Annotated in this window: 12 protein-coding genes; 4 read left to right on the forward strand and 8 right to left on the reverse strand. The window is 67.9% G+C overall.

Annotated features, from left to right (window positions below):
• Positions 1–27: 27 nt before the first annotated feature.
• A complete protein-coding gene (locus CQ045_RS15750; protein WP_258131099.1) occupies positions 28–723 on the forward strand; it encodes an SPFH domain-containing protein in 696 nt (231 codons plus the stop codon).
• 28 nt (positions 724–751) lie between these two features.
• On the opposite strand, the gene dxs is transcribed toward CQ045_RS15750, so the two are convergent.
• The 5 genes from dxs to dut all read right to left on the reverse strand — a co-directional run bounded on the left by dxs (position 752) and on the right by dut (position 7621).
• Positions 752–2692, reverse strand: a complete 1941-nt coding sequence (gene dxs, locus CQ045_RS15755; RefSeq protein ID WP_105725410.1) for a 1-deoxy-D-xylulose-5-phosphate synthase — start codon at positions 2690–2692, stop codon at positions 752–754.
• 156 nt (positions 2693–2848) lie between these two features.
• Complete coding sequence (locus CQ045_RS15760; protein ID WP_105725412.1) at positions 2849–5683, reverse strand: aconitate hydratase; 2835 nt, start codon at positions 5681–5683, stop codon at positions 2849–2851.
• Between the two features lie 153 nt (positions 5684–5836).
• Positions 5837–6571 (reverse strand): DUF3159 domain-containing protein, encoded by a 735-nt coding sequence (locus tag CQ045_RS15765; RefSeq protein WP_105725413.1) that lies wholly within the window; start codon positions 6569–6571, stop codon positions 5837–5839.
• Entirely contained in the window at positions 6568–7155 is a 588-nt protein-coding gene (locus tag CQ045_RS15770) for a DUF3710 domain-containing protein (protein WP_105725415.1), read from the reverse strand. Before CQ045_RS15770 ends, CQ045_RS15765 begins: the two co-directional genes overlap by 4 nt.
• Positions 7148–7621, reverse strand: a complete 474-nt coding sequence (dut, locus tag CQ045_RS15775) for a dUTP diphosphatase (protein WP_181156606.1) — start codon at positions 7619–7621, stop codon at positions 7148–7150. The genes CQ045_RS15770 and dut overlap by 8 nt, the downstream gene beginning before the upstream one ends.
• 12 nt (positions 7622–7633) lie before the next feature.
• On the opposite strand from dut, the gene CQ045_RS15780 reads away from it, so the two are divergent.
• The gene (locus tag CQ045_RS15780) at positions 7634–8098 is read left to right on the forward strand and encodes a DUF3093 domain-containing protein (protein WP_105725419.1); all 465 of its coding nucleotides are present in this window, start codon (positions 7634–7636) and stop codon (positions 8096–8098) included.
• Positions 8099–8176: 78 nt separating this feature from the next.
• Here CQ045_RS15780 and CQ045_RS15785 read toward each other — a convergent pair whose 3' ends face one another.
• Positions 8177–8470, reverse strand: coding sequence for a DUF4193 domain-containing protein (locus CQ045_RS15785; RefSeq protein WP_105725536.1), 294 nt, complete (start codon positions 8468–8470; stop codon positions 8177–8179).
• Positions 8471–8668: 198 nt separating this feature from the next.
• Between CQ045_RS15785 and sepH the strand changes: the two genes are divergently transcribed.
• Positions 8669–9715, forward strand: coding sequence for a septation protein SepH (gene sepH / locus CQ045_RS15790; RefSeq protein ID WP_105725421.1), 1047 nt, complete (start codon positions 8669–8671; stop codon positions 9713–9715).
• A gap of 31 nt (positions 9716–9746) precedes the next feature.
• Here the strand turns inward: sepH and CQ045_RS15795 are convergent, their stop codons facing one another.
• Positions 9747–10868: an alkaline phosphatase family protein gene (locus CQ045_RS15795; RefSeq protein WP_258131101.1), complete on the reverse strand. Its 1122-nt coding sequence runs from the start codon at positions 10866–10868 to the stop codon at positions 9747–9749.
• Positions 10869–10912: 44 nt separating this feature from the next.
• Between CQ045_RS15795 and CQ045_RS15800 the strand changes: the two genes are divergently transcribed.
• Positions 10913–13354: a DNA topoisomerase (ATP-hydrolyzing) subunit A gene (locus tag CQ045_RS15800; RefSeq protein ID WP_105725423.1), complete on the forward strand. Its 2442-nt coding sequence runs from the start codon at positions 10913–10915 to the stop codon at positions 13352–13354.
• Positions 13355–13396: 42 nt separating this feature from the next.
• Here the strand turns inward: CQ045_RS15800 and CQ045_RS15805 are convergent, their stop codons facing one another.
• Complete coding sequence (locus CQ045_RS15805) at positions 13397–15523, reverse strand: type IIA DNA topoisomerase subunit B (RefSeq protein WP_105725425.1); 2127 nt, start codon at positions 15521–15523, stop codon at positions 13397–13399.
• Positions 15524–15621: the final 98 nt, after the last annotated feature.

The following is a 15621-nucleotide window of genomic DNA, read 5'->3' on the forward strand; positions in this document are numbered from 1 at the left end:
CCCGCCTGAACACTGCACAGTGGTGTCATGGACATGCTCTTCACGATGCTGGGCGGCAAGGGGATGTCGGGGCTGCTGAAGACCGGCACGGCCATCCTCACCACGCTCCTGGTCCTTCCTGCGCTCCTCAAGCTCTTCGTCGTGACGGTGGATGAGGGCTGGGCAGCGATCCGGACGCGCAACGGCAAGCCGATCATCCGCAATCGTCCGCAGCGGCGCCCGACCACCAGGGGCGGCGCGGTCGGCGAGGTCGTGGTGCTGGACCCGGGTTCCCACGGTGCGTTCCCACTGTTCTACTGGTACCGGCTCATCGACGTGCGGTGCCGAGCGACCGATCTTCCTGCACGTGAGATGAGCGGGGCCAGCGGCCATCAGCACCGGGTACATGCGTCATTCGAGTGGCGCCCCATACCGACCGGACGAGATCTGCGCGTCTTCGAGCTCGATGTCGTGAACGTCAAGGAGCGCGCGTCGAACATCGTCGGCGCGGCTCTGAGAGATGTGATCCGCGGGCTCGACGGCGCCGAGCTGCCGCACAACGACGAGGTCAACACCCGGGTCCTCGCGGCCAGCGCGGAAGAGGTTCGTCGGGCCTGCGGCGTGGAGCTCGTGCGCGTCATGGTGACCGGCGATGCCCTCACGGACGGTTACCTGCTGTCCACCGCGCTCCGCGAGGTCGACCGTGGTGCGCAGGCCGTCGCCGCACTGCACGCGCTGAACTGACGCCGGGCGCGAGCTCGGCTCCTACTTGTCAGCGCCTTTCGTGCAGCGGAAGGTCGATGGTCCCGGTCTCCCCCGCGTGACGAGCCTTCGGGATACGCGTCCCCAGCACCTGCGACACGATGTCCTGTGCGATCTTCGGTGCCGTGAGCCCGGCATCGGCCAGGATCTGGTCGCGGGAGGCGTGATCGATGAACTCGTCGGGGAGGCCCAGCTCGTCGACCGCCGTATCGATGCCGGCCTCACGAAGGACCTGACGGACGCGCGTGCCGATGCCGCCGACACGGATGCCGTCCTCGAGCGTGATCACGAGGCGATGATGAGCCGCGAGTTCGACGATCGACGGCTGCACCGGAATCGCCCAGCGCGGATCGATGACGGTGGCACCGATCCCCTGAGCCCGGAGGCGGTCGGCGACGTCGATCGCGAGAGCAGCGAAGGGGCCGATGGCGACGATGAGCACGTCTTCGGATTCGCCGCGGGCGAGCACGTCGACGCCATCGCTCAGGCGTTCGATCGCGGGCAGATCCGCGGCCACCTCGCCCTTCGGGAAGCGGATGACGGTCGGCGCATCGGTCACGGCGACCGCCTCGTCGAGGGCTTCGGTGAGCCGCGCCCCATCACGAGGCGCGGCGATGCGGATGTGCGGCACGATCTGCAGCATGGCGAGGTCCCACATCCCGTGGTGGCTGGGGCCGTCGGGGCCGGTCACTCCCGCTCGGTCGAGCACGAAGGTGACCCCTGCGCGGTGCAGGGCCACGTCCATCAGCACCTGGTCGAAAGCTCGCCCCATGAAGGTGGCGTACAGCGCCACGACGGGGTGCAGACCCCCGTAGGCCAGTCCGGCGGCAGACGCCACCGCATGCTGCTCGGCGATCCCCACGTCATACACCCGGTCGGGGAACCGCTCGGCGAACGGCGCCAGACCTGTCGGGCGCAGCATGGCGGCCGTCATCGCGATGACGTCGTCCCTGCGCTCACCCACCGAGACGAGAGCATCGGAGAAGACGTCCGTCCAGCCGCGCCCCCCGGACGACAGCGTCTCGCCGGTCGTCGGATCGATGCGGCCGACGGCATGGAACTGGTCGGCGTCGTCGTCGCGCGCCGGCTGGTATCCCCGGCCTTTCTCGGTGATCGCGTGCACGATGACCGGTGCGCCGAACGACTTCGCGAGTTCCAGCGTCTCGAGGAGCGCAGGAAGATCGTGCCCGTCCACCGGACCGAGGTACTTGATGTCGAGATTGGAGTACAGCGCCTCGTTGTTGGTGAACCGCGACAGGAAGCCGTGCGTGCCGCCACGGACGCCGCGGAACACAGCACGCCCGACGGGACCGAACGCGCGGAAGAGGCGGTCGGAACGCTGGTGGAGGTCCTTGTACGCGGCGGCGGTGCGCACCCTGTTCAGGTACCGCGACATCCCGCCGATCGTCGGCGCGTAGGACCGCCCGTTGTCGTTGACGACGATCACGAGGTTGCGGTCGTTGTCGTCGGAGATGTTGTTCAACGCCTCCCACGTCATGCCACCGGTGAGCGCGCCGTCGCCGACCACGGCGACCACGTGACGGTCGGCTCGCCCTGTCGCGGTGAGGGCCCGGGAGATGCCGTCGGCCCAGCTCAGCGAACTGGACGCATGAGAGGACTCCACCACGTCATGGGCGCTCTCGCCGCGCTGAGGGTACCCGGCGAGGCCGCCGCGGACGCGCAGGGCCGAGAAGTCCTGTCGGCCGGTGAGCAGCTTGTGCACGTAGGACTGGTGGCCGGTGTCGAAGATGAACGGATCATCAGGCGAGGAGAAGACCCGATGCAGGGCGATCGTCAGCTCGACCACACCGAGGTTCGGGCCGAGGTGCCCGCCGGTTCGCGAGACGTTCTCGACGAGGAACGCGCGGATCTCCGCGGCGAGCTCGGCGAGCTGGTCTGTGGACAGCGCGTCCAGATCACGGGGTCCTGAGATGCTCGGAAGAATGGGCATCTGCACCTCCTCACAGGCTCCGTCAGAAGCGCCCGACGGCGGTGCGGGCGCCCCTCGATCCTACCCCGCCCCTGTCTCGGAGCACGGTGAACCGGTGCCCCCTTGACACGACGGAGGGGCTCGGATCCGAAGACCCGAGCCCCTCCGTCTGCGCGATCAGACCAGCGAACGCAGCACGTACTGCAGGATGCCGCCGTTGCGGTAGTAGTCGGCCTCGCCGGGTGTGTCGATGCGGACGACCGCGTCGAACTCGATCGGCTGCTTGCCCTCGGGCGAGTTCTCGCTCGGAGTGGCCGTGACCTTGACCGTCTTCGGCGTGACACCGTTGTTGAGCTCTTCCAGGCCCGAGATCGACACGATCTCGGTGCCGTCGAGGCCCAGCGACTCCCAGCTCTCGCCTGCGGGGAACTGCAGCGGGACGACGCCCATGCCGATCAGGTTCGACCGGTGGATGCGCTCGAAGCTCTCGGTGATGACCGCCTTGACGCCCAGAAGGCTCGTGCCCTTGGCCGCCCAGTCACGCGAAGAACCGGAACCGTACTCCTTGCCACCGAAGATGACGAGGGGCGTGCCCTGCTCCTGGTAGTTCATGCTCGCGTCGTAGATGTACGACTGCGGGCCACCGGGCTGGGTGAAGTCACGCGTGAATCCACCCTCGACGACCTGTCCGTCGTTGACGGCCGCGACCATCGCGTTCTTCAGACGGATGTTCGCGAAGGTACCGCGGATCATGACCTCGTGGTTGCCGCGGCGCGAGCCGAAGGAGTTGAAGTCCTTGCGGTCGACGCCGTGCTCCGTGAGGTACTGGGCCGCAGGCGTGCCGGCCTTGATGTTTCCGGCGGGCGAGATGTGGTCGGTGGTCACCGAGTCGCCGAGCGTCGCCATGACGCGCGCACCCTCGATGTCCTTCACCGGCGTGAGCTCCATCGTCATGCCGTCGAAGTACGGCGCCTTGCGGACGTAGGTGGAGTGCTCGTCCCACTGGAAGATCGCGTCATCCGGAGTGGGCAGGCTGCGCCAGCGCTCATCTCCGTCGAAGACGGTCGCGTACTGCTTGATGAACTGCTCACGCGAGATCGAGGAATCGACGAGCTCCTGCACCTCGGCCGGGGTGGGCCAGATGTCCTTCAGGAAGACGTCTTCGCCGTCGGTGCCCTTGCCGAGCGCGTCGTTCTCGAAGTCGAAGTGCATCGACCCGGCCAGCGCGTAGGCGATGACCAACGGCGGGCTGGCGAGGTAGTTCATCTTCACGTCGGGGCTGATGCGCCCCTCGAAGTTGCGGTTTCCCGAGAGGACGGCCGTGACGGCGAGGTCGTGCGAGTTGATCGCCTCCGAGACCTCTTCGATCAGCGGACCCGAGTTGCCGATGCAGATCGTGCAGCCGTAGCCCACGGTGTAGAAGCCGAGGCCCTCGAGATCCTTGTCGAGGCCGGACTTCTCGTAGTAGTCGGTGACGACCTTCGAGCCGGGTCCGAGCGTGGTCTTGACCCACGGCTTCTGCTTCAGGCCCTTCTGGAGCGCCTTGCGGGCCACGAGGCCTGCCGCGATCATCACCGACGGGTTCGACGTGTTGGTGCACGAGGTGATGGCGGCGAGCGTGACGGCGCCGTTGTCGAGGATGTACTTCTCCCCCGACGGCGTCGTGACCGGAACCGGCTTCGAGGCGTTCGCGGGAGCACCGCTGTTGATGTGCACGGGGCGCGTGGTCGGCTCTTCCTCGCCGGGCACCGAGCCGGGGTCGGAGGCCGGGAAGGAATGCTTCGACTCCAGGTCGACGATGTCGTCGGAGGTGGACGCGGACGTGTACCCGAGGATGTCCTGCTCGAACTGCGCCTTGGCCTCGGAGAGCAGGATGCGGTCCTGCGGACGCTTCGGACCGGCGATCGAGGGGACGACGGTGCCGAGGTCGAGCTCGAGATACTCGCTGAAGGTCGGCTCGACACTCGCGTCGTGCCAGAGCTTCTGCTCCTTGGCGTAAGCCTCGACGAGCGCGACGGCCTCTTCGCTGCGCCCGGTGAGGCGCAGGTACTCGAGGGTGACGTCGTCGATCGGGAAGATCGCGGCGGTCGAGCCGAACTCCGGCGACATGTTGCCGATGGTGGCACGGTTGGCGAGCGGCACCGAGGCGACGCCCTCACCGTAGAACTCGACGAACTTGCCGACGACACCGTGCTTGCGCAGCAGATCGGTGATGGTGAGCACGACGTCGGTCGCGGTGACACCGGCGGGGATCTCTCCCGAGAGCTTGAAGCCGACGACGCGCGGGATGAGCATCGACACGGGCTGGCCGAGCATGGCCGCTTCGGCCTCGATGCCGCCGACGCCCCAGCCCAGCACACCCAGGCCGTTGACCATCGTGGTGTGCGAGTCGGTGCCGACACAGGTGTCGGGGTATGCGCGGAGCACGCCGTTCACATCGCGGTCGTAGATGACCTTGGCCAGGTGCTCGATGTTCACCTGGTGCACGATGCCGGTTCCGGGCGGGACGACCTTGAAGTCGCTGAACGCCGTCTGGCCCCAGCGCAGGAACTGGTAGCGCTCACCGTTGCGCTCGTACTCGATCTCGACGTTGCGCTCGAGAGCGTTCTCCGAACCGAACAGGTCGGCGATGACGGAGTGGTCGATGACCATCTCGGCGGGCGAGAGCGGGTTGATCTTGTTCGCGTCTCCGCCGAGGGCGGTCACGGCCTCGCGCATCGTGGCGAGGTCGACGATGCAGGGAACGCCGGTGAAGTCCTGCATGACCACACGGGCCGGCGTGAACTGGATCTCGGTGCTCGGCTCTGCCGCGGCATCCCACGAACCGAGAGCCTCGATCTGCGCCTTCGTCACGTTCGCACCGTCCTCGGTGCGAAGCAGGTTCTCCAGGAGGACCTTGAGACTGAAGGGGAGCTTCTCGAAACCGGGCACCGTGTCGATGCGGAAGATCTCGTAGTCGGTGCTGCCGACTGTCAGGGTGCTCTTGGCACCGAAGCTGTTCACCGTGGACACGAATCCGTCTCCTTCTATTCGGATGGGAGCGACAGGCGCCTCCATCTTGCTCGCCAGCGAGCCCCTGCGGCTAGCAAGGCGGACCTAACCAGTCTGCCCCGCACAGCTCACCGGCGAAAGCCTGCGATTTATCTTGATGTCAAGATAAATCTATCACGCCTCGGGGGCGCCTTCGCGCGCGGGCTCGCGCGGGTGGAGCGCGCGGACCACCAGCCAGGTGACGGCGATGAGCGGTGCGAACAGCGGCAGCCCCATGATGAGCTTGAGCGTGCCCAGCGCGGTGACGTCGCCGGCGAGGTAGAGCGGAAGCTGCACCGCCAGACGTGCGAAGAACAGCGCGGCCCAGGCGATCCCGAGCCAGAAGTAGGCACGCCGCTTGCGCCGATCGTTCCGCCAGGTCGTGCCCTCCCCCATCAGGAAGCCTGCGGCGAGACCGATCAGCGACCAGCCGATCAGCGCGGACACCAGGATGACCGAGCCGTAGACGGCGTTCGTGATGAGTCCGGGGACAAAGTTGTCCGCTCCGCGCCCCGTCCACAGAGCGAGTGCGGCCGCGGCGACCGCGGCGATGAGTCCACCGAGCGCGGCGGACGGCGGGGACTTCTGCACGAGGCGCACGATCGTGAAGAGCGCGGCAAGGCCCACTGAGATCCCGAGGGACAGGATCAGCGGCTCGGGGCGGATGGTGAAGAGGATGACGAACGCGAGGCTGGGGACAACCGACTCGAGGATGCCTCGCCACCCGCCCATCGCGGACCAGACGACCTTGTGCGTGCTGGCGCTCTCTGCGGGATCGAGCCCGGCACGACGTGCGGCTCCTCCGAGCGCCGCTCCGAGGAGCTCGGACGTGCTCTTCTCGCGATCGGCGTCCGGTTCCGGAGTGGTCACGCGGAGCCCGGGGTCGCCGGCATCTTCAGCGGGATGAGATCGCGCGGGGGCATCGGAGCGCCGCCGCGGACGACCACGATCGAGCGGAAGAGATCTTCCACCTTCTCCGCCGCATCCGGGTCGGAGGCGCCTGCTCCACCGATCACGCCGCGGAGGAACCAGCGCGGACCGTCGATGCCGATGAAGCGCGCGAGACGCAGGCCGGATCCTTCTGCGGCCGTGGCGGGGACCTCGGCAAGGAGTTCCTTGCCCAACGGGCCCTCCCGCTCTTCGACTCGACCGCCCTGCGCCTTCACCTGATCGCGGAGCTGCACGCGGGTCTCGTCCCACAGCCCACCGGTGCGCGGGGCCGCGAACGGCTGCACCTGGAGGGAGGAGTCGGCGTAGTCGAGCCCGACCGCGACGATGCGCTTCGACTGCTCCTCGACCTCGAGCCGAAGGTTCAGGCCTTCGCGCGGGAGGATCTTGATGCCGCCCAGGTCGATGTACGGGCGGACCGGGTTCGCCTCGGAGTCGTCGAAGGGACCGTCGGTGGCACGATTCAGAGGTGCCGACTTCGAAGGGGTCTCGTTGTTGTCAGTCATGGGCCTGTCCTGCTTCGTTCTGGTGGGTCGCTGCCTGATATCCGGTGGAACCGAATCCACCGGCACCGCGAACACTGTCCGGCAGCTCGTCGACCGGGATGAACGTGGCGCGCGTGACCGGCATGATGATCAGCTGCGCGATACGATCGCCGACCGCCACATCGTACGCGCTCCTGATATCGGTGTTGATCAGGCTCACCTTGATCTCCCCGCGGTAGCCGGCGTCGACGGTTCCAGGAGAGTTGACGATCGAGATCCCGTGCTTGGCCGCGAGTCCGCTGCGCGGCACGACGAATGCCGCAAAGCCGTCGGGGAGCGCGATGCGCACTCCGGTGGCCACGAGCGCCCGTTCCCCCGGCTCCAGATGCACGGCCTCGGCCGCGACCAGATCGGCTCCCGCATCTCCCGGATGTGCGTACCCGGGGACCACTGCGGCGATAATGGGGACATCAACGGAATCGGTCACCCCATGAGGCTAATGCAGAACCCCGCCACAGACGCACGCCCCCACTACCGCGAACGACTCGCCCCCAGCCTCTGGCTGCTCGTGACCGTCGCGGTCGCGGGGCCGATGGTGTCACTCGTCTTCGTGCCGGTCGGTTCGACCGTCGCACTGATACTCGGTGCGGCCGTGTCGGCGCTGCTGGTGTTCGCCTTCATCGCGGCGACGCCGATCGTCTCCGTCGAGGGCACGACCCTGCGCGCGGGCCGCGCGCACATCGACGCGAAGTTCCTCGGCGAGCCCGTGGCACTGAGCGGCGAAGAGGCCAGGCAGGCGCGGGGCCCCGGTCTTCCGGCCCGGGGGTGGCACCTCATCCGCGGCGGGATCGACGGGATCGTCGTGGTCCCGAATCTCGACCAGGACGACCCCGTCGACGCGTGGACGATCTCCACGCGCACGCCTGACCGTCTGGCCGCGGCCATCCGCGCCGCCCAGGGCTGACAACCGCACCCCGTAGACGACAGCGCGCCCCTGACCGCGGAGGTCGGGGGCGCGTGAGACGTCGCTCGAAGTGTCTGCTCAGGCAGCGCACTCCTTGCAGATGGGCCCGGATGCGCCCTCGTGGTCGAGCTGCGAGCGGTGCTTCACGAGGAAGCAGCTCATGCATGTGAACTCGTCCTGCTGCGCGGGCAGCACGACGACATCGAGCTCGAGATCGGAAAGGTCGGCACCCGGAAGGTCGAAGTTCGACGGGTTGTCGGAGTCTTCGTCCCCGCTAGAGCCGGAAGATTTGTCCGGCACACGCTCCTTGAGGGCTTCGATCGACTCGGAGTCGTCTTCGCTCTTTCGGGGGGCGTCGTAATCGGTTGCCATGCGGTAGATCTCCACTTTCATGGTGCGAGTGGGTGGTGCGCCGTCGGGTATTCGGCGGCCATAGTTTGCACGACCCGAGGAGATAACGCAAATGCTCGTCCGTGCGACAGAGCAAACTCACGGCACGCCCAGGGTATTCCCGGCTCGGGAGCCCCCTGCGTGACACCATGAACGAACACCCATCAGAGGGGCATTCGCATGGAAAACGTCACCATCGTCGGCACAGAAGCAGGAGTCCTCGTACTCGCGACCGAGTCGGGCGAGCGGTTCGCGCTGCCCATCGACGACATGCTGCAGCGGGAGATCCGCCGCGCCACTCGCCAAGCCGAGCCGACCGCGCAGAAACTCGCCGCGAGCCCGCGTGACATCCAGGCGCAGATCCGCGCCGGGCTCACCGCGGTCGAGGTCGCCGAACTGCTCGGGATCAGCGTCGACGACGTCGCGCGGTTCGAAGGTCCGGTGCTCGCCGAGCGCGAACACGTCATCGGTCAGGCGCTCGCCGTGCCGGTACTCATCGGAAGCGAGGTCGAACCCGACGCGCAGCCGACGTTCGGCGCCGCCGTCCGGGCCAAGCTCGCCGACCTCGAGGCGACGTCCGAGCGCTGGGCGAGCTGGAAAGAGGACTCCGGCTGGACCATCAAGCTGGAGTTCACCTCCAACGACGTCGAGCACGACGCCCGGTGGAGCTTCGACCCCCGCCGCAGCGCTCTCTCGCCCCTGAACGCGGACGCGACCCAGCTCTCGCGCCAGGGTTCCCTGCCCGAAGGTCTCATTCCGCGCCTCCGTGCCGTCGAGGCCGACCGGATCACCTCGCCCTACAAGGACGAGAGCCGTTTCGACTCCGGTGCGTTCGGCCCGCGGCTGCTGCCGACGCCCGAGGCCGAGTTCGAAGACCCTTCTCTGCCCGAGCGCTCCGACGTCGCCGCGCAGGATGCGGCGATCAAGCGAGCGCCGGACACTCAGACCACGAGCCCCGAGACGGCCGATCTCCTCGAGGCACTCCGTCGCCGCCGGGGTCAGCGCGAAACGGCTCCACTGCTCGATGAGACCGACGACAGCTCGCACTCCGAGCCGAGCCCGATCTCGCTCTTCGACGCTTTCGAGCAGGCGGATGAGCCGGAGCCCCCCAAGCCTGCACCCGAATCGACGACGCCGGAATCCGGCGACGGCAGCGGCCGGCGACGTCGGCGGAATGCCATGCCCTCGTGGGATGAGATCGTCTTCGGAGCGCGCACCGACGAGTGATCCCGGGTTCGGGGTGTGGTTCGCGGCACCGTCAGCGGGCGAAAGCGCCGAACCGGATGAGCGGCACCTGTCGTTCCTCCGGGGTGACGGCTCCGTGCTGGCCGATCATCCCGCGCCCACGCTGGTCTGCAGCCGTGCCGTCATAGATGGCCCAGGCACCTCGTGAGATGGCCAGGACGTCGCCGATCCGTGACGCTGCGGCATCCGTCACGGTAGGACCGAACAGTCCGCCTCGGATCGCCTCCTCCCGCGTGACGACATCGGCCACGGCCTCGAGATCGGCGCGCCAGCGGGCGATCACCGCGGCAGCGTCGGCTTCGGGGTCGAGGTAGGCGTGGAGCATCCGTGGCTCACCACCGACATGGCGAGTGCCGACGAGATGCTCCTCCTCGAGGACGACCTGCCGATTCGCGGGCACATCGACCATCCCGTGGTCGGACGTCACGAGAACTCCGACGCCCGGGGGCACGCGCACCGAGAGCGCCGCATCGATCTCCTCCAGCGCTGCTACCCACTCCCCCGACGCGACCCCGTGCTTGTGCCCCGCCTTGTCGACCTCCGGCAGGTAGCAATAGACCAGGGAACCCTGATGGGTTCGCGCGAGTTCGTAGGCGACCTGGACGCGCTCAGCCGGCGTCGCCGCTGCGACGAAATCCGCGCCGCGGAGCGTCGCCTTCGTGAAGCCGCTGTGCGCGTAGGCGGCGAGGCCGACGGCGAAGCTCGCTCGCGCGTCCTGCGCTGCCCGCTCGAAGACCGTCGGTGCGGGCTGCCAGGTCAGCGGGTCCAGCCCATCGCTCTCCCAGCCGCTCAGCTGGTTGACCAGGACATCCCGGCTCGCATCCACGACGCGATACCCGACGAGCCCGTGCTCACCAGGCCACACCCCGGTGACGATGCTCGTGAGAGCCGCCGCCGTCGTGGAGGGGAAGACGGACTGGGCGACATCCTTCCTGGTCATCCCCGCGGTCAGAGCACGAGCATGCCCGCTGTGCCCGCGGAGACTGATCGCGCCGAGCCCGTCGACGACGACGAGGACGACCGACTCCGCGCGCGGAAGCACCTCGGATTCGCCGCGCAGCGCGGCGAACAGGTCGTCCGCCACCCCGACGACGCTCCGGGCGCTCGGCGGCACGGACGGTAGCATGAGGGACATCCGAGCCAGTCTGACACAGGCTCCCGTACGCCTTCAGGAAGTCCATGCCGAAAACTCCGCCGCCCGAGCCCGTCGAGGAGCGCATCCAGGACATCGATCTCTCCACCGAGATGCAGGGCTCGTTCCTCGAGTACGCGTATTCGGTGATCTACTCGCGCGCCCTCCCCGACGCGCGAGACGGGCTCAAGCCCGTACAGCGCCGCATCCTCTACCAGATGGCCGAGATGGGCCTGCGCCCCGACCGCGGCCACGTGAAGAGCGCCCGCGTCGTCGGCGAGGTGATGGGAAAGCTCCATCCCCACGGCGACTCGGCGATCTACGACGCACTCGTACGCCTCGCCCAGGAGTGGGCACTGCGCGTGCCCCTGGTCGACGGACACGGCAACTTCGGCTCGCTCGACGACGGCCCTGCTGCCGCCCGATACACCGAGGCGCGTCTCGCGGCAGCCGCCCTCGCGCTGACCGAGAACCTCGACGAGGACGTCGTCGACTTCATCCCGAACTACGACGGGCAGTTCCAGCAGCCGGCGGTGCTGCCTGCGGCGTTCCCGAACCTCCTGGTCAACGGCGCGAGCGGCATCGCGGTGGGCATGGCGACCAACATGGCGCCCCACAACCTGATCGAGGTGGTCGCCGCCGCGACGCATCTGCTCGAGAATCCGGACGCCACGACCGAGGATCTGATGGAGTTCGTCCCCGGCCCCGACTTCCCCTCCGGGGGAATCCTGATGGGTCTGGACGGGGTCAAGGATGCGTACACGAACGGGCGCGGAGCGCTCAAAGTCCGCGGAAAGACCTCGATCGAACCGCTCGGTCCGCGCCGCACCGGGATCATCGTCTCGGAGCTGCCGTATATGGTCGGCCCCGAGCGCCTGATCGAGAAGATCCGCGACGCGGTCCAGGCGAAGAAGCTGCAGGGGATCAGCGACGTCACCGACCTCACGGACCGCAACCACGGGCTGCGCGTCGCGATCGGTGTCAAGACCGGCTTCGACCCCAACGCGGTGCTCGAGCAGTTGTACCGCCTGACACCGCTGGAAGACTCCTTCAGCATCAACAACGTCGCCCTCGTCGACGGTCAGCCGCGCACACTCGGCCTCAAGGAGATGCTGAGCGTCTACGTGGGGCACCGTCTCGAGGTGATCACTCGTCGAAGCAGGTACCGTCTCGCACGGCGTGAAGCGCGACTGCACCTCGTCGAGGGTCTGCTCATCGCGATCCTCGACATCGACGAGGTCATCCAGGTCATCCGGTCGTCCGACGACTCCGAGCAGGCACGCACGCGTCTGCGCTCGGTTTTCGATCTGAGCGAGCTGCAGGCCGAGTACATCCTCGAACTGCGGCTGCGTCGCCTCACCAAGTTCTCCCGCATCGAGCTGGAGACCGAGCGCGACGCCCTGCTGGCGGAGATCGCCGCACTCCGAGAACTCCTGGGCAGCCCCGTGCTGCTCCGTACCGTGGTGGCCAAGGAACTCGACGCCGCCGCCGACGCGTACGGAACCCCGCGACGCACTCTGCTGATGAACGCCGCGCCGCCCAAGCCGCGCGCCACGAAGGGCGCGGTCGACCTGCAGATCGCCGACGCCCCGACGGTGCTCGTGCTCTCGACCACGGGTCGGACGGTCCGCGTCGATCTCGGCGAAGGCCAGGAACTCGCCCTCCCCGCACGCCGTAGCAAGCACGATGCGATCCTGACGACGGTCGAGACCACGGTCCGCGCCGACCTGGGAGCGCTCACCAGCCTCGGCCGGGTCGTGCGCTTCTCCCCCGTCGATCTCCCGTCCGTACCGGCCACATCGGTCCAGCTCGCCGCGGGCACACCGTTGCGCGACTACCTCGGCATCACCGCCAAGAGCGAGCGCGTGGTCGGATTCGTCCGCTTCGACAGCGAGATCCCGATCGCACTGGGCACGGCGCAGGGCACGGTCAAGCGCATCGTCCCGTCGTCGCTCCCGGTCCGACCCGACCTCGAGGTCATCGGCATGAAGCCCGGCGACACGGTCGTCGGTGCCGCCGAGGCACCGGACGACGCCGAGCTCGTGTTCGTCACGACCGACGCGCAACTGCTGCACTTCGCCGCGTCTGCCGTACGCCCCCAGGGCGCACCCGCGGGCGGCATGGCGGGTGTGAAGCTCGGCGCCGGCGCCTCCGTGCTCTTCTTCGGCGCGGTCGATCCCACGGCCGAGACGGTCGTCGCGACGGTCTCCGGGGGCGAGAGCATCCTGCCGGGAACCGATCCGGGTCGCGCCAAGGTGTCCTCGTTCACGGAGTACCCCGCCAAGGGCCGCGCCACAGGCGGCGTGCGCGCCCACGCGTTCCTGAAAGGCGAGGATCGTCTCACGGTCGCCTGGGTCGGGCAGAACCCCCCGCAGGCCGTCGACCCGACCGGGGCGGTTCGCAAGCTCCCTGAGGCGGGAGCACGGCGGGATGCCTCCGGTCAGCCGATCGACGGCGTGATCGGCAGCATCGGCCGCACTCTCGTCTGAGTTCGCCGGAGGCCGCGGATCACCGCGAGCCTCCGGTCCGGCTCAGGCGTCGATCGACTCTCGCGAAAGCCGGTCGGAGGAGTCGATGATGAACTCGCGGCGAGGTGCCACCTCGTTGCCCATGAGCAGCTCGAACACGCGACCCGCGGCCTCCGCATCCTCCATGCGCACACGACGCAGCAGACGACCGGAGCGGTCCATGGTCGTGTTGGCGAGCTGCTCGGCATCCATCTCTCCGAGGCCCTTGTAGCGCTGGATCGGCTCGTGCCAGCGCTTGCCCGCCTTGCGGAGCTTCGCGAGGAGCGCGTGCATCTCCTGCTCGCTGTACGTGTAGATGGTCTCGTTCGGCTTCGACCCGGGGTTCATGACGATCACGCGGTGCAACGGCGGCACGGCCGCGAACACGCGTCCGTGCTCGATCAGGGGACGCATGTAGCGGAAGAAGAGCGTGAGCAGCAGGGTGCGGATGTGCGCGCCGTCGACGTCGGCGTCGCTCATCAGGATCACCTTGCCGTAGCGCGCCGCATCGATGTCGAAGGTCCGACCGGAGCCGGCGCCGATCACCTGGATGATCGATGCGCACTCGGCGTTCGAAAGCATGTCGCCGACCGAGGCCTTCTGCACGTTGAGGATCTTGCCGCGGATCGGCAGCAGGGCCTGGAACTCACTGTTGCGCGCGTTCTTGGCAGTGCCCAGAGCCGAGTCTCCCTCGACGATGAAGAGCTCGCTGCGCTCCACCTCGTTCGTGCGGCAGTCGACGAGCTTCGTCGGCAGCGTGGACGACTCCAGCGCATTCTTCCGGCGTTGGGTCTCCTTATGAGCGCGCGCCGAGACGCGGGCCTTCATCTCGGAGACGACCTTGTCGAGCAGCTGCGAGGCCTGGTTCTTGTCGTCGCGCTTGGTCGAGCTGAAGCGCTGCGCCAGGTCTTTCCGGATCACCTGGGCGACGATCTGCCGAACGGCCGGAGTTCCGAGCACCTCTTTCGTCTGGCCTTCGAACTGCGGCTCGGGCAGATTGACCGTCAGCACGGCGGTGAGCCCGGCGAGCACATCGTCCTTCTCGAGCTTGTCGTTGCCGACCTTGAGACGGCGGGCGTTCTGCTCGACCTGCGTGCGGAGCACCTTGAGGAGCTCCTGCTCGAATCCCTGCTGATGGGTACCGCCCTTGGGCGTGGAGATGATGTTGACGAAGGAGCGGACCCTGGTGTCGTAACCGGTGCCCCAGCGCAGCGCGATGTCCACCGCGCACACACGCTCGACCTCGGTGGCGATCATGTGCCCGTCTGCCTGCAGGACCGGGACGGTCTCCTTGAAGGTACCTTCGCCCTGGATTCGCCAGTTGTCGGTGACCGGAGGGTCAGTGGCGAGGTAGTCGACGAACTCCGAGATGCCACCTTCGTAGAGGTAGGACGTCACGGTGGGACCGACCGTGGTCGTCTCGCCATCGGCATCCGGGACGGGGACGACCTGCCCTGCGGCGCGCTCGTCCTTGACGAGGATCTCCAGCCCGGGGACGAGGAACGCCGTCTGACGGGCTCTGGTCTCGAGCTCGCCGAGCTGGAACGCAGCGTCCTTGGTGAAGATCTGCCGGTCGGCCCAATAGCGCACACGGGTTCCGGTGACCCCGCGCGGAGCCTTGCCGATGACGCGGAGTTCGCTGTTGTCCTCGAACGGAGTGAAGGGGGCGTCCGGTCGCTTCTCCCCGGAGTCCTTGAAGATGCCGGGCTCGCCGCGGTGGAACGACATCGCGTACGTCTTGCCCCCGCGATCCACCTCGACATCGAGACGCTCGGAAAGCGCGTTGACGACCGAGGCGCCGACGCCGTGCAGACCGCCGGAGGCCGCGTAGGAGCCACCGCCGAATTTTCCGCCGGCGTGCAATTTGGTGTAGACGACTTCGACACCGGTGAGACCGGTGCGCGGCTCGACGTCGACGGGGATGCCGCGACCGCGGTCATGCACCTCGACGCTGCCGTCGGCATGCAGGATGATGTCGATCTTCGTGCCGTTCCCGGCGACGGCCTCGTCGACGGAGTTGTCGATGATCTCCCAGAGGCAGTGCATGAGCCCGGGAGATCCGTTCGAGCCGATGTACATCCCGGGGCGCTTGCGGACGGCCTCGAGGCCTTCTAGCACCTGGAGATGATGGGCGGAGTACTCGGCATTCACAATCTCCGAGTCTAATCTCGAATGCCTGTTCGACCCGGCCGACACTCCCCACGAGCCGCCAGCCGAGGACGCTCCCGTACGCGCTGAGCGAAACACGC

It is taken from the genome of Microbacterium sp. MYb66 (assembly GCF_002979435.1).
Lineage (GTDB): Bacteria > Actinomycetota > Actinomycetes > Actinomycetales > Microbacteriaceae > Microbacterium.

Bases quoted from the DNA above. Each gene is read 5' to 3' on its own strand.
- CQ045_RS15750 (WP_258131099.1), top strand. From the start codon at position 28: ATGGACATGCTCTTCACGATGCTGGGCGGCAAGGGGATGTCGGGGCTG.
- dxs (WP_105725410.1), bottom strand. From the start codon at position 2,692: ATGCCCATTCTTCCGAGCATCTCAGGACCCCGTGATCTGGACGCGCTG.
- CQ045_RS15770 (WP_105725415.1), bottom strand. From the start codon at position 7,155: ATGACTGACAACAACGAGACCCCTTCGAAGTCGGCACCTCTGAATCGT.
- CQ045_RS15780 (WP_105725419.1), top strand. From the start codon at position 7,634: ATGCAGAACCCCGCCACAGACGCACGCCCCCACTACCGCGAACGACTC.
- CQ045_RS15785 (WP_105725536.1), bottom strand. From the start codon at position 8,470: ATGGCAACCGATTACGACGCCCCCCGAAAGAGCGAAGACGACTCCGAG.
- sepH (WP_105725421.1), top strand. From the start codon at position 8,669: ATGGAAAACGTCACCATCGTCGGCACAGAAGCAGGAGTCCTCGTACTC.
- CQ045_RS15795 (WP_258131101.1), bottom strand. From the start codon at position 10,868: ATGTCCCTCATGCTACCGTCCGTGCCGCCGAGCGCCCGGAGCGTCGTC.
- CQ045_RS15800 (WP_105725423.1), top strand. From the start codon at position 10,913: ATGCCGAAAACTCCGCCGCCCGAGCCCGTCGAGGAGCGCATCCAGGAC.